General features: G+C 60.4%; 16 protein-coding genes and 2 pseudogenes. 8 read left to right on the top strand and 10 right to left on the bottom strand.

Annotated features, from left to right (window positions below):
• Positions 1-326: 326 nt before the first annotated feature.
• From BLV27_RS14270 to BLV27_RS19410, 6 genes and pseudogenes are all read right to left on the bottom strand, one after another.
• A complete protein-coding gene (locus BLV27_RS14270; RefSeq protein ID WP_092647150.1) occupies positions 327-881 on the bottom strand; it encodes a hypothetical protein in 555 nt (184 codons plus the stop codon).
• A gap of 47 nt (positions 882-928) precedes the next feature.
• Positions 929-2,365 carry a calcium-binding protein gene (locus BLV27_RS14265; protein WP_139176667.1) on the bottom strand — a complete coding sequence of 479 codons (1,437 nt, stop codon included), beginning with the start codon at positions 2,363-2,365 and terminating at the stop codon, positions 929-931.
• Between the two features lie 362 nt (positions 2,366-2,727).
• Positions 2,728-2,940, bottom strand: coding sequence for a hypothetical protein (locus tag BLV27_RS14255; RefSeq protein WP_092647144.1), 213 nt, complete (start codon positions 2,938-2,940; stop codon positions 2,728-2,730).
• Positions 2,933-3,187 carry an SUMF1/EgtB/PvdO family nonheme iron enzyme gene (locus BLV27_RS20230; RefSeq protein WP_425283660.1) on the bottom strand — a complete coding sequence of 85 codons (255 nt, stop codon included), beginning with the start codon at positions 3,185-3,187 and terminating at the stop codon, positions 2,933-2,935. Before BLV27_RS20230 ends, BLV27_RS14255 begins: the two co-directional genes overlap by 8 nt.
• Before the next feature lie 101 nt (positions 3,188-3,288).
• Positions 3,289-3,759 (bottom strand): annotated as a pseudogene (locus tag BLV27_RS20225) (formylglycine-generating enzyme family protein); the annotation flags it as partial.
• A 611-nt stretch (positions 3,760-4,370) separates the two neighbouring features.
• A complete protein-coding gene (locus BLV27_RS19410; protein ID WP_170831467.1) occupies positions 4,371-4,511 on the bottom strand; it encodes a hypothetical protein in 141 nt (46 codons plus the stop codon).
• 388 nt (positions 4,512-4,899) lie between these two features.
• Between BLV27_RS19410 and BLV27_RS19160 the strand changes: the two genes are divergently transcribed.
• Entirely contained in the window at positions 4,900-5,229 is a 330-nt protein-coding gene (locus BLV27_RS19160) for a hypothetical protein (RefSeq protein WP_139176663.1), read from the top strand.
• 74 nt (positions 5,230-5,303) lie between these two features.
• Here BLV27_RS19160 and BLV27_RS19405 read toward each other — a convergent pair whose 3' ends face one another.
• From BLV27_RS19405 to BLV27_RS14225, 3 genes are all read right to left on the bottom strand, one after another.
• Positions 5,304-5,453: a hypothetical protein gene (locus tag BLV27_RS19405; RefSeq protein ID WP_170831466.1), complete on the bottom strand. Its 150-nt coding sequence runs from the start codon at positions 5,451-5,453 to the stop codon at positions 5,304-5,306.
• 81 nt (positions 5,454-5,534) lie between these two features.
• Positions 5,535-6,431, bottom strand: coding sequence for a DMT family transporter (locus tag BLV27_RS14230; protein WP_170831465.1), 897 nt, complete (start codon positions 6,429-6,431; stop codon positions 5,535-5,537).
• Positions 6,432-6,433: 2 nt separating this feature from the next.
• Positions 6,434-7,327, bottom strand: coding sequence for a LysR family transcriptional regulator (locus tag BLV27_RS14225; protein WP_092647136.1), 894 nt, complete (start codon positions 7,325-7,327; stop codon positions 6,434-6,436).
• Positions 7,328-7,615: 288 nt separating this feature from the next.
• Here BLV27_RS14225 and BLV27_RS14220 point away from each other — a divergent pair.
• Positions 7,616-8,193: pseudogene (locus BLV27_RS14220) on the top strand (FMN-dependent NADH-azoreductase).
• Between the two features lie 112 nt (positions 8,194-8,305).
• On the top strand, positions 8,306-8,785 hold the full coding sequence (locus BLV27_RS14215) for a hypothetical protein (protein ID WP_092647134.1): 480 nt from the start codon (positions 8,306-8,308) through the stop codon (positions 8,783-8,785).
• 6 nt (positions 8,786-8,791) lie between these two features.
• Here the strand turns inward: BLV27_RS14215 and queF are convergent, their stop codons facing one another.
• Positions 8,792-9,253 carry a preQ(1) synthase gene (gene queF, locus BLV27_RS14210; RefSeq protein WP_244504676.1) on the bottom strand — a complete coding sequence of 154 codons (462 nt, stop codon included), beginning with the start codon at positions 9,251-9,253 and terminating at the stop codon, positions 8,792-8,794.
• Positions 9,254-9,482: 229 nt separating this feature from the next.
• Between queF and ffh the strand changes: the two genes are divergently transcribed.
• The 5 genes from ffh to BLV27_RS14190 are packed head-to-tail and all read left to right on the top strand — an operon-like array spanning position 9,483 to position 12,238.
• Complete coding sequence (gene ffh / locus BLV27_RS14205; RefSeq protein ID WP_092647130.1) at positions 9,483-10,961, top strand: signal recognition particle protein; 1,479 nt, start codon at positions 9,483-9,485, stop codon at positions 10,959-10,961.
• Positions 10,958-11,485 carry a GNAT family N-acetyltransferase gene (locus tag BLV27_RS14200; RefSeq protein WP_092647128.1) on the top strand — a complete coding sequence of 176 codons (528 nt, stop codon included), beginning with the start codon at positions 10,958-10,960 and terminating at the stop codon, positions 11,483-11,485. Before ffh ends, BLV27_RS14200 begins: the two co-directional genes overlap by 4 nt.
• Entirely contained in the window at positions 11,482-11,814 is a 333-nt protein-coding gene (locus BLV27_RS14195; protein WP_092647126.1) for an NIPSNAP family protein, read from the top strand. The genes BLV27_RS14200 and BLV27_RS14195 overlap by 4 nt, the downstream gene beginning before the upstream one ends.
• Positions 11,811-11,945, top strand: a complete 135-nt coding sequence (locus BLV27_RS20050; protein ID WP_280140307.1) for a hypothetical protein — start codon at positions 11,811-11,813, stop codon at positions 11,943-11,945. Before BLV27_RS14195 ends, BLV27_RS20050 begins: the two co-directional genes overlap by 4 nt.
• Positions 11,942-12,238, top strand: a complete 297-nt coding sequence (locus tag BLV27_RS14190; RefSeq protein ID WP_092647124.1) for a chorismate mutase — start codon at positions 11,942-11,944, stop codon at positions 12,236-12,238. The genes BLV27_RS20050 and BLV27_RS14190 overlap by 4 nt, the downstream gene beginning before the upstream one ends.
• Positions 12,239-12,254 lie beyond the last annotated feature (16 nt).

Here is a 12,254-nt window from a genome sequence, read left to right as displayed (position 1 = left end):
CGCAAACATGTCAGAAACGGGATGCTGTCACCCGTCGACTTCGAAAACACACAGCGCAACGTGAACCAGGAAGGCGTCTAGGAAACTAGGGGCTAATCAGAACGCTTCCGGCCCTTAGCGGCCATTCGTATGAAGCGTTTGTGCTGCGGTGCAGCCTTCCAGAAGCAGACCTTCAGAAAGGCATGTTCTTGGAGGGGTTTTGATGGGTGACCAAGTGTCCCTGTGATGTGCATTTAAGTCGCGTGATGTAATATATTGACCGAGTTCGGCGCTCGATACGGCCCGGCGCACTCTTTGGCATCCCGGGCCATTCCCGTCTTTTCCAATCAGACCAGAAGCGCGTCGACCTCGACCCGATCGCGAATGCCGATCTCGTCGAGCGTGGCATCCGCGAAGACGATCTCCTCGATGTTCAGCCGGCTGTCGCCCAGATCATAACGCACCTGGTAGTCGAGCTCTATCGTTCCGTCGGCCGTCTGGATCAGCACATCGTGCCCATCCACCGAGAACGAGACCTCCGCCGCCTGGTACCCCGATAAGTCCAACGTATCGAACCCGGCGTTGCTCCGATGGATGACATCGTTACCACCGCCATAGAAGACGAAGTCGTCGCCGCTGTGGGCCCTGATCGTATCATCGCCCAATCCAGCTTCTATCGTATCGTTCTGATAACTGCCCGTGACCGCATCGTCGCCGGCCGTTCCCTGATCGGAGATCGCGCGGCCATGGATACCCGCTTCGTCGAGCGTTCCGTCCGAGAAGATGATCTCCTCGATGTTCGAGCGGGTGTTTCCGATCCCGTACCGCACTTGGTAGTCCAACTCGACCGTGCCGTCGGGTGTCGTAACGATGACATTGTGCCCGCTGACCGAAAACGACACATCGGACGCGGCATAGCTCGACAGATCGAGCGTATCGAAATCGCCGTTTACCGATGGACGAAGTCGTTTCCACCCTCATAGACGATAAGATCATCGCCGCTGTTGCTTCGAATGGTGTCGTCACCCAGGCCGGAAATGATCGTGTCATCCTGGTAGCTGCCCGTAACGAAATCGTCCCCGACCGTACCCTGGTCGGCCAGCGCCCTGCCCTGAATGCCTGCCGCGTCGAGGGTTCCATCGGCGAAAACGATCTCCTTGATGTTCGATTGCGCGTTCCCCAGCTCGTAGCGAACCTGATATTCCAGCTCGATGGTTCCGTCGGGGGTTTCGATAAGAACATCATGGCCGGCAATCGAGAACGTCACATCGGTAGCAGCATAGGCAGACAGGTCGAGTGTGTCGTTTCCACGGTTGGACCGGCCTATGAAGTCATCGCCACCCGAGTAGATGATGTGGTCATCGCCGAGGTTTCCAACGATTGTATCATTCCCGGTGCCGCCGTGGATCACGTCGTCATTGTTCGTCCCTGCGATGTTGTCATCGCCAGCCGTTCCGACTTGTGTCGGAACGGCTGGCGTGGTGTTGATGGCGAAATTGAAGGCATCAATCGTCAGTTCGGACGCCGTGGTTCCGAGTACCGTGATCGACTGATCGTCGTCGGCGACGCCGTCTTGATCGAGGTCGAGGGGGATGAAAGTCGCCGTACCGGATCCGGCGAGGATTGAATTTCCATCGACCTCTTCCAGCAAGAGCTGGCCTATCGAGGTTAGCCCTTCGATCGCGATCAGATCGATCACGTCACCGTCGATCACCGACAGATCGAAGATGATGTCGTTTCCGAATACCGATCTGAAAACAAAGCTATCATCGCCAGCACCGCCGAAAAGGAAATCGTGCCCCTCTCCACCATTGAGCGTGTCATTGCCCGCGCCGCCGAAAAGATCGCCGTCGCCCGCACCGCCCATAAAGACGCCATTGCCCAAGCCACCGAGCAGAACGTCAGCGCCTGCACCGCCATCCACTAGGTCGTCGCCCCCTCCGCTGGTGACAGTGTCGTCGCGATCGCCGCCCGAGAGTTCGTCATCCTGCAAAGCACCCGAAAGAATGTCATCCCCACCGCCGCCAGCCAAGGCTCCGCCGGAACCGAGAGTCGCAAAAGCGATATCGTTGCTGCCGCCCCCCGAGAACTGAATGGTGCCGCCGTCGAGCGCCTGCGCATCCCCGATGTCCGTTCCATTTGAGATTCGCCCCGCAGCCGTGACAGGATAGCTCTCCACGATGCTGTAGCCTGCCAACTCATTGATTATGTGTAAATGGTCGCTACCACTATTGTCCGCGAGCAACTCCGCAATCAGGTCGGCAGGTGAGGGGGCGAATGAATTGCCCTCTCGAGTGAACACAATCCACGTGCCGGTAAAACCGGGCCCGCCAATAAGCCCCCCTGACCCTCCGCCGCTCGGATCGGTCACGACAAGTTCGTCCAAGCCCCGTCTCCCCACTGTGATCTCGATACCCGAGGGATCAACGAACTTCGCTGGCAGGAAGCCGTCGCCCTGCGTTTCTAAAAATTCACCAATATCGAGATTGCTTGCGTCGCCGCCGAGGGCGTCGAGTGTCTCGAGAGGAGAACGGATTCGAGAGCTGCGACGGTTGCGGGATCGACAGAACGCCGTGCAAGTTCGTCAGCGAACCGGCCCGACGTGATGTCGTCTCGACTGACATCCACGTCACCTACGATATCGCTTTCGAACGAGATCTTGTCGGCATTGATCGTCACCTGCACAAGGTCGACAGAAAGGTCCCCGAGTTCTGCGGCAACGTCGCCTGACAATTCTAGTCCTGTACGTTAAACGAAGCCATTGGCATCGTAATCCGTGACAACCCCGACTGAGCCGAGGTCACCCAAATCGACCCCGAGGGTACCTTGGGCGGTGTTTCCGCTCCCACTGCCGGTGATCTGCATGCCGAAGGAGGCACCGCCAATCTCCAAACTGACCGACTCATCGACCCCTAGATACGGACCTCGCGCACCATCGCCGCGATCTCCAAAGCTACTCATGATCGCTCCCCTCTTTCATTTCTCGAACAAGCCTGAATCCGGCTAATCTCGACCGAGATTCTTCCCGGCCCGATCCTCGCCCGCCCGGTCGGGTCAGGAACATATTCGCATCGAAGGTGCTGCCCTTTACGACGCGGCGGCAGGACCGCGCGGCACGGGCATCGGCAAGGTAGGTCGACGCCGTGGGCAACACCAGATGGCGGTCGGCCCAGCAGGACATGGTCTGCTCGGAAGCGTTGCCCGACATGTGACGCAAGCCCCAACCGTTCGCCGCGTCGAGTGCGTCAACGGCGACCGGGCGTTCGCGAGGGCCTGGGCCGTTCCGAGCCGGCTCGGGGCGGTCCTCGGAGCGTGCCGTGGCCGCCCCGAGTAAGCCGCCTGCGCAGGCGTCAAGCGGTCGCCCTGTGCAAAGGGCGTAGTCGTGCCTGCGCGGGCGGCAAACTCCCATTCGGCTTCGGTGGGTAATCGATAGACCTGCGCACCGACGCGAGCGTTGAGCCATGCGGCGTACTCAAGGATATCGATATAAGACACGTTCAGGACCGGAGGCCGCCCGGAAACGTCTACCGGACTGTCAGCATAGTCGATCTCGGTTGGAGGAGTATGATCGCAGCCATCCGCCTCCACGCAGGCCATCCATTCATCATAGGTGATTTCGTTGCGCCCCATTGCAAGGATGAGATCCATTTCGACGCGGTGGACAGGTCCCTCGAAGTCGTTGCCCCGCCGCTCCCCCGACGGCATACGCCGCAGGGAAACGAGGACGGATTCCCACGGCTGCGTGCCCATTGTGAATGGTTCCTGAGGCAGAGCAACCATCTCGGGGCAGACGTCGCATTCGCGAAACGTCTCTAAGGGGGTAACGACTCGACCGTCAGGGAGGGAATAGATTTGCGCCGCGGCATCCGTTGTAATCGCCGCCACCGCGGCTGCTCCAATCATGGCCCAAAGGCCTTGCATCGATCTTGTTATGAAAACTACCCGTCGATCTGCATGCCTCGAAATCGAGGGCAACGGGACGTCTGAAGGGTGCAACGTTTTCAAAAGGCCAGCAAGTCAGGGATATTAGAGTTCCGGCGCTTGTCTTGTGCTAGACTGATTGTTCTCGCGGTGAGGCCGGCATTCACGAGGCTTTGCATCGCGTTCAGGACGCGTTCCGTGCCATAGGCAAGCGGCCGATGCATCGGAATGTCTTCGGGCGTCTCTACGAGTGGCTGGGCTCGAACAAGACGGCCAAGGAGCCTGGGGACATCAAGCGCATCGTCCGAGAGCATATTTTTCAAACTGTGGCAGTAGCACCCGGAGAACGGATTCACGGAGAACGCTTGCCCGAACAGCGTCTCCGCAGCGTCGCGTCTCTTGCGATTCTCACAGCTCTGAGGGCAGGCGCTCGACCCGTCGATGAAATTACGTAGGGGCTGGTGCCGATCTCAAAGGCTGCCAAGAAGGTGAAGGTGCCGTGCGTTGATCTCGTTCACCTGATCCTCGGGGATTTCCTCTCCAACGTGGCCGAACTCAATGGGATCGGGGGCTACGCCGCCATCCATGTCGAACCGGCCGAGGTGGGCCAAGTCATTCGGGAAATCCTTCCCGGCGTCTCGCCCTCGCAAGCGGCAGCGAAGATCGGCATCCCGGCCCAAGCGGTTTGGGCCCTCATCGATGAAGATGAGGGTGCGATACTGCCCTCGACGTCAATACTCGGCCGAACGGAGCATCATGTGATCCGGCGTGTGATGCTCGAAGATCTCCGCCAATTTCGGGATGACCACGTGAAGTCGGGCGACATCGCGAACCAGTTGGAGACCGATCGCAGAACAGTCGAGCGAATGCTCCGCCGGTATCGGGTTCGACCGGCGTATTCGGAATCCCAGATCGGCATGAATCTGTATCGGCCTGCCGACGTTACTTCGATGCTTCGATCCGCCCCTTCAAAAATTCCCGCGTAACGCCACCACGCTATTGAAATTCGACAGGAAAGGCCGCTCTCTTGAGCGGCCTTTTTATTTTTCCATCTCTGCGGTTTTTTATTTAGTTAAATTTATGATGCGTATTCTTTGCTTGAAAAATGTAAAAGTTAGCCGCCGCCGATTTTTGATATCTCGCAAAACAAGTTATTTTCGAAAGATTGGATGTCTCGCGAAGTGGGAACTTTGGTTTGCGGCACATGAGCGGCACCATTGCACAACCCTGATTGTTGACGATCCAAATCGTAAACGCATCGGATCAATCGGGCATCAGGTGAAGATCACCCGCGCTGCGGCAAGCGTGGCGCGCTGTGGATCTGGCTGAATCCCAAGGATGGTGAAATCGCCGATAGACTGCACGCCGAACCGATTGAACCGGCGCAACGAGCTTGTCAAAAATCAGGTCGGGCTTTTGAAGATGAACGTACACAAAACCAACGCCAAGATGAGCGATACGGCCACGCCGGGGTGCAACAGGTTCAAGGAATATCCGGCGATATCTACAGTCATATCGCCAATACAAAACGCGCCCCAGAAGGGCAGATTCATGCAGGAATTCACCAGTCCGCCTCCTTGGCGGTTTCAATTTTAGATAGAAATGCAAAAGAATCTGGCGCTCGCGCGGCAAAATCATGCCGAAATCTGTTCCGAATCGTCCTTCAACAGCAACAGAAGCGCCAATACCGTCAAACCGACGCCGATGAGGATGATAGCGGGCGGGACCGACCCGCCCAGCCCAACGCCCCAGACCGTGACCCAGGCGGGTACCAGATAGGTATAGGCCATCACCTTGGACGACGGCAGCCGCAGAACCGAAAACTGCAATAGGGTGAAGGTCCCGGCGGACGCAAAGACGGCGGTGTAGAAAATCGCTACCCAGACCCGCGCCGGCAGAGCCGTCCAGTCGGTTGCGGCGATCTCACCCGCGCCGACCACTCCAATCACGCAGCCCCCCGCCATCAAGGTCCCGAACGTAGATATCAGCGCGCTCTCCCCGCGATTCACCCACCGGACCAACGGTGTGTAGAAGGCATGGGCAACACAGCCAAAGAAGTAGATCGCCTCGCCACGGCCGATCTCGAACCGCAGGAACGCCTCGAAGTCGGCATCGAAGATGACCCAGAGCGCGCCGAACGCCCCAAGTGTCAGCGCGAGCGCGATGCGCGGCGTCGTCGGCTGTCGCAGCAGTACCCACCCGATCCCCGCCGTCACGATGGGCGTCAGCGTGAAAACCGCAGCGGCGCTGACCGGTGCGGCAGTCTTGAGCCCCTCGAACATCAGCACAAAATAGATCGACAGCACTCCTCCCAGCAGCAAAAACCGCCAGGGCGCGACAAAGGCTGTCCGGCTCATCTGGCCCCGCGACACCAGGATCGCCCCGATCACCGCAGCCGCCACAAAGAAACGCACAGCATTGAGCGCCAACGGTGAGATATCGTTCGCCGCCGCCGCCCCCAGCGGGAATGACCCCGCCACAACCGCCGAGAACAAGAGCATCGCGGCATGACCCTGCCGCGCGGGCGACAATCCTAGGACTCCGATACGGGCCAGCGCTTGGCCCAGTCCTTGATGAATGTCAGAAAGGTCTGCACCTTGGCAGTCCGATGCAGGTCCACGTGGGTCACGAGCCAGAGCTGGCTGTTCCATTCGGGGCGAGGGGCGAAGACGATCTCGGTCTCGTCGCAGCCGGCCTCGGCCCAAGTGGTCGAAAACCCGATCCCCAGACCGGCCATTATGGCCGGGCGTATGGCGGTGATCTGGTTTACCTTGTAACCGATGTTATCGTCAGGGATGTTCTTTTGCAGCCACTCAAAAAACGGTGCACGTGGCGATTCATCGGCGGACCCTATGAAAACGTGGTCCCCCACGTTCTCAAGACTTTCGGGGTGTCCTTTGCGCGAGAGGTAGTCTTTCGATGCGTACAGGCCGAACTCCTGATGATAGAACTTCTGCACGACATTGTCGGGCTGATCCGGCGGGTTACCCGCGCGGATGGCCACATGTGCCTCACCGTATTCCAGACGGAAAAGGCGTTCATCGGTCAGAAACTTGATGGTCAGCTCTGGATGCTCCTCGCGGAAGGCGGCCAACGCGGGCGACAGCAGCGGGGCCAGCACGGCAATGGAGGTGATGATCAACTCACCCGTCACCTCGTTGCCACGGCCCTTAATACGGTTGGCAAGCTGCGCCAGCTGATCGTCGGTCGATTGCGCGACCTTCAGCAGGTCATTCCCGGCTTCGGTCGGCGTGTAGCCGCGGGCGTGTCGCTGAAACAGCTTGGAGCCCAGCTTGCCCTCCAGGCTGTCGATGTGTCGGATGACGGTGGCGTGGTGCACGCCCAGCGCCTGCGCAGCCCCCGAAACCGTGCCCAGCCGGGCAACCTGAAAGGCGGTGCGGACCTCGTCCCAGTCATTGAAGGCCATCTGTGCGTCACTCCACGTATCTTACGGGATGAGGCTATCATCTGCGCGATCATGTCACCAGTGGCTCGGTAACGGTCGACTGGACGGTTCTTGTGGGCGCGTCCCGTCGTGATGTCGGTCTTGTAAGCAGGCTGGTAAAGGTCTGTCGTGATTGGGACATTTGCTCGCCGAGCCCAAAGCCATGTTCACGCGTCTCTAAAGACGCCCCACATCTCCGCAAATTAGCACAGAAGCCCTGCAATTATTGGGATTTTGTGCTTTTTGGATATGTCCATTTCTGAATGCACCATGCCCAACATACTCCGCATCGACAGCTCCGCCCGCAGCGAGGGTTCCGTTCCGCGCGATCTTCTCGACCGTCTCGAGGCGCGCCTCGACGGGACGGTCACGCGCCGCGATGTCGGCGGCAAGGCGCTGCCCCAGATCACCGGCAGTTGGGTCGCGTCCAACTTCACGCCCAGCGATCAACGTACCGCAGAGCAAGAGGCCGCGCTGGCGCAGTCAGACGCCCTGATTGCCGAACTCAAGGCCGCCGATACGCTGCTGATTGGGCTACCGATCTACAACTTCAGCGTTCCCGGCAGCCTTAAGGCTTGGATCGACCTTATCTGCCGCGCAGGTGTCACCTTCAAGTACGCCGAAAACGGCCCAATCGGCCTGCTGGAAGGCAAGCGCGCCATCGTCGCCGTCGCCTCCGGCGGCGTACCCGTCGGTTCTCCGGTCGATTTCGCGACGCATATCTGCGTCAGGTGCTGAACTTCATCGGCATCTCCGACGTGACCTTCGTCGCCGCTGACGCACAGGCCGCGCGCGGCGAAGACTCTTTCAACGACGCCAAGGCTGAAATCGATAAGCTGGCTGCGTGACCCGGCTATTCGGGGCTGCGTTTCGGCCCCGAACATCTCATTTTCGATCCGTATCCTCCCGTAATTTGTTGTAAAAAATGGTTAACGCAAATTGTAGAGCAGGCGAGAACCCATGCAGATCGATTTTATCGATGACGAATTCGGTGCGGTGACGGTTGACTGGGTCGTATTGACCGCCGGCCTTGTGGGCCTTGGCCTTGCCGTGATGGCCGTGGTGTCCGGCGGAGTGGAGGATATCTCCAGCGACATGGGACAGACTCTCGCTGACACGAGCGTGGAATTCACCTTCTTCGACGACGCCGTCAGCGGAATTACCGACATGAGCACCGCTGCCATACTTGGCCCCGACCACAATGAGGCGCATCGCCAGGCGATGCTGAACGACGTCTATCCCAACATGTCCGATGCCGACCTGATGGCGTATTACGGCGATCGCAAAGCGGAATATGACGCCCGCGTCGGGAACTACGGCAACGCGGTCGATCATATCGGATACGCACAGCAGGAGATGGCCAACCGTGACATGGGCATCCCAGACGGCGACCGGATGTATTCCGACTACGCTGCCGAATACGTCGCTGAAAACACCTGACCCGGCTCAGCCCCGCCCGCGGTACGGCGGCACGCCCTGATCGGGGATCCAGACGCCTTCGGGTATGGCACCGGTCTGCCAGAAGACGTCGATCGGTATGCCGCCCCGCGGATACCAATAGCCCCCGATGCGCAACCACCGGGGGCTCAACTCATCTGCCAGACGCCGCGCGATCGAGATCGTGCAATCCTCGTGAAACGCGCCGTGATTGCGGAAACTGCCAAGAAACAGCTTGAGCGACTTCGACTCCACCAGCCAGTCACCGGGCACGTAGTCGATTACCAGATGCGCGAAGTCCGGCTGCCCTGTCATCGGGCAAAGAGAGGTGAATTCGGGCGCGGTGAAGCGCACGCAGTAATCGATATCCGCCTGCGGGTTCTGCACACGCTCCAGCATGGCTGTCTCGGGGCTGTCGGGCAGCTCGGTCTTGCCGCCCAGCTGTTGCAGGTCGCTATAGATCGTTTGCATGGTCATTGCTCCGCGTGGCTGATGGCCAGCCGCTAGTCGGGATGCGCCCGCCCTGCAACTTGACTCCGTGCCGCACAATCCGTATCGGCCCAATCGAACCCGGAAGCATGTGCCTTCCGGTCCCCGGCTCGGTCGGGGATCGCCCTCCGCCAGCGTTGTACGCCCGCGGGGGCGTTCATGTATTCGCCGTTGGCCCCCATATGGGTGCCAGCAACAAGGAGAGTGGCCCATGTTCGAGAGCCTGTCAGACCGCCTTGGCGGCGTCTTCGACCGCCTGACAAAGCAGGGTGCCCTGTCCGAGGATGACGTCCGCACCGCCATGCGCGAAGTCCGCGTGGCACTGCTAGAGGCGGACGTCTCGCTGGAGGTCGCGCGCGATTTCGTCAAACGCGTCACCACCAAGGCCACCGGTGCCGCCGTCACCAAGTCGATCACGCCGGGCCAGCAGGTCATCAAGATCGTCCATGACGAGTTGAAACTCGTTCTGGCTGGCGAAGACGGTATCGCGCCGCTGAAGATCGACAATCCGCCCGCGCCGATCCTGATGGTCGGCCTTCAGGGGTCGGGCAAGACGACCACGACCGGCAAGCTGGCCAAGCGGTTGAAAGAGCGGGACGGCAAACGCGTGCTGATGGCCTCGCTCGACGTGAACCGCCCGGCCGCGATGGAGCAGCTGGCCATTCTGGGCGGTCAAATCGGCGTTGATACCCTGCCCATCGTGCCGGGTCAGCGCCCGGTGGACATAGCCAAGCGGGCCAAGCAACAGGCCAGCTTGGGCGGTTATGATGTCTACATGCTCGACACTGCCGGTCGCCTTCAGATCGACCAGGTCCTGATGGACGAAGTCGCCGCCGTCCACGCCGCCGTTCAACCGCGCGAGACACTGTTGGTGGTCGATGGCCTGACGGGTCAGGTCGCGGTGGAGGTCGCGCAGGAATTCGATGCCAAGGTTGGCGTCACCGGCGTCGTCCTTACAAGAATGGATGGCGACGGACGCGGTGGTGCCGCCCTGTCCATGCGCGCCGTCACCGGCAAGCCCATTCGCTACGTCGGTCTGGGCGAGAAGATGGACGCATTGGAGACCTTTGAGCCCGACCGGATCGCCGGTCGCATTCTGGGCATGGGCGATATCGTCGCCCTGGTCGAGAAGGCCCAGGAAGTCATGGAGGTCGAGGCCCAGGAGCGCATGATGAAGCGCTTCCAGAAAGGTCTGTTCAACATGAACGACCTCAAAGGTCAGCTCACGCAGATGCAGAAGATGGGCGGCATGGAAGGCGTGATGGGCATGATGCCCGGCATGGGCAAGATGGCCAAGCAGATGGACAAGGCCGGTCTCGACGACAACGTCCTCAAGCGCCAGATCGCCCTGATCGACTCGATGACCAAGCGGGAGCGTGCCCAGCCCGCCCTGCTTCAGGCCAGTCGGAAGAAGCGAATTGCCAAGGGGGCCGGTCTGGAAGTGCAGGAGTTGAACCAGCTTCTGAAGATGCACCGCCAGATGGCCGACATGATGAAGAAGATGGGCAAGGGCGGTATGCTCAAGAAAGCAATGGCCATGATGGGCGGCAAGGGCGGCGGGATGCCCGATCCGTCGCAGATGGACCCCGCGGCGCTCGAGGCCGCGTCCAAGCAACTCGGCTCCATGAAGGGGATGCCGGGCATGCCCGGCGGCATGACCCTGCCCAAGGGCTTTGGCGGCAAGAAATGACCGACGGGAGCTTTCATATCCCCACGCTCGCGACCGAGCGCCTGACCCTGCGTGCGCCGCGGGCCGAGGATGTGACGCCGTTCGCCGAATTCTACGCGTCGGATGCAGCCCGCTACGTCGGCGGTCCGCAGGCCGGTTGGGAAGCCTGGCGCTACCTTGCCGGTGTGGTCGGACACTGGGCGTTTCGCGGCTTCGGGCGTTGGATCGTGACCCGCAAGGGTGACGACGCGGCCATCGGCCTTATCGGCCTGCATCACCCGCTAGACTGGCCCGAACCCGAGATCGGCTGGATGCTGTGGGCCAATGGCCAGGGATACGGTATCGAAGCGGCCCGTGCGGCCCGCGACTGGGCCTATGGTCCGGGCGGTATGACCACCCTCATTTCTTCCATCGACGGCGAGAACAAGGCTTCGATCGCCTTGGCCGAACGTATGGGCGCGCGGCGCGACGGCGCTTTCCAACATCCGAAATTCGGTGAGCTCAAGATCTGGCGCCACCCCGCCCCGCAGGAGATCGCCGCATGATCACCTGCACCGTTAGATACGAAATCGACCCCGACAAGCTGTCGGAGTTCGAGACCTATGCCAAGTTCTGGCTCGGGAAAATCCCGGCGATGGGCGGCACGCACCACGGCTACCACATGCCGCACGAGGGGCCGAATGACATAGCCTATTGTCACTTCTCCTTCCCGTCGCTGGCCGCCTATGAGGCGTATCGCGCAGACATGTGGAAGGACGCGGATTGCCTGCGGGCCTATGAGTTTGCCAAGAAAGCCAACTGCATCCGCCGCTACGACCGCTCATTCACCCGCCCGCTGTTCGATGGCACATCGCCAGAGGAGCTGGGCCTGTGATCATCGTTGCCGTCGCAAACCCTGCTATACTGCGGGTCGCCGCGCTTTCCTGCCCGGGTGAAGCCCTACGGGTGTCCGGCCATGGCGGGCGCGTCCTGCTCTGGCACCAGATGCAGGAAGGTGCAGCATGAGCGACCCCGTCACCCGCGCCGCCGCCTTGCTGGCCGATCACCGCGCCAGCATCGACCGCCTTGATGCGGTGCTCGTCTACACCTTGGCCGAGCGGTTTTCGCATACGCAGGCGGTGGGCGTCCTCAAGGCGGAGCACGACCTTCCGCCCTCCGATCCCAACCGGGAAGCCAACCAGATCGCGCGCCTTGAAAAGCTCGCCGTAGAAGCCGGGCTCGATCCCGACTTCGCCAAGAAATTCCTCGCCTTCATCATCGAGGAAGTCATCCAGCACCATAAACAACATCAATCGTAAGACACTCAAACCGAAG

Origin of the sequence: Jannaschia faecimaris (genome assembly GCF_900107415.1) — a bacterium.
GTDB classification, from domain to species: Bacteria; Pseudomonadota; Alphaproteobacteria; order Rhodobacterales; family Rhodobacteraceae; genus Jannaschia; species Jannaschia faecimaris.
This window is presented reverse-complemented; position numbering and strand designations above follow the sequence as displayed.

Bases quoted from the DNA above. Each gene is read 5' to 3' on its own strand.
- BLV27_RS14200 (WP_092647128.1), top strand. From the start codon at position 10,958: ATGACCGACGGGAGCTTTCATATCCCCACGCTCGCGACCGAGCGCCTG.
- BLV27_RS14215 (WP_092647134.1), top strand. From the start codon at position 8,306: ATGCAGATCGATTTTATCGATGACGAATTCGGTGCGGTGACGGTTGAC.
- BLV27_RS14225 (WP_092647136.1), bottom strand. From the start codon at position 7,327: ATGGCCTTCAATGACTGGGACGAGGTCCGCACCGCCTTTCAGGTTGCC.
- BLV27_RS14190 (WP_092647124.1), top strand. From the start codon at position 11,942: ATGAGCGACCCCGTCACCCGCGCCGCCGCCTTGCTGGCCGATCACCGC.
- BLV27_RS14255 (WP_092647144.1), bottom strand. From the start codon at position 2,940: ATGAGTAGCTTTGGAGATCGCGGCGATGGTGCGCGAGGTCCGTATCTA.
- queF (WP_244504676.1), bottom strand. From the start codon at position 9,253: ATGCAAACGATCTATAGCGACCTGCAACAGCTGGGCGGCAAGACCGAG.
- BLV27_RS19405 (WP_170831466.1), bottom strand. From the start codon at position 5,453: ATGAATCTGCCCTTCTGGGGCGCGTTTTGTATTGGCGATATGACTGTA.
- ffh (WP_092647130.1), top strand. From the start codon at position 9,483: ATGTTCGAGAGCCTGTCAGACCGCCTTGGCGGCGTCTTCGACCGCCTG.
- BLV27_RS20230 (WP_425283660.1), bottom strand. From the start codon at position 3,187: ATGTCGGGCAACGCTTCCGAGCAGACCATGTCCTGCTGGGCCGACCGC.
- BLV27_RS14195 (WP_092647126.1), top strand. From the start codon at position 11,482: ATGATCACCTGCACCGTTAGATACGAAATCGACCCCGACAAGCTGTCG.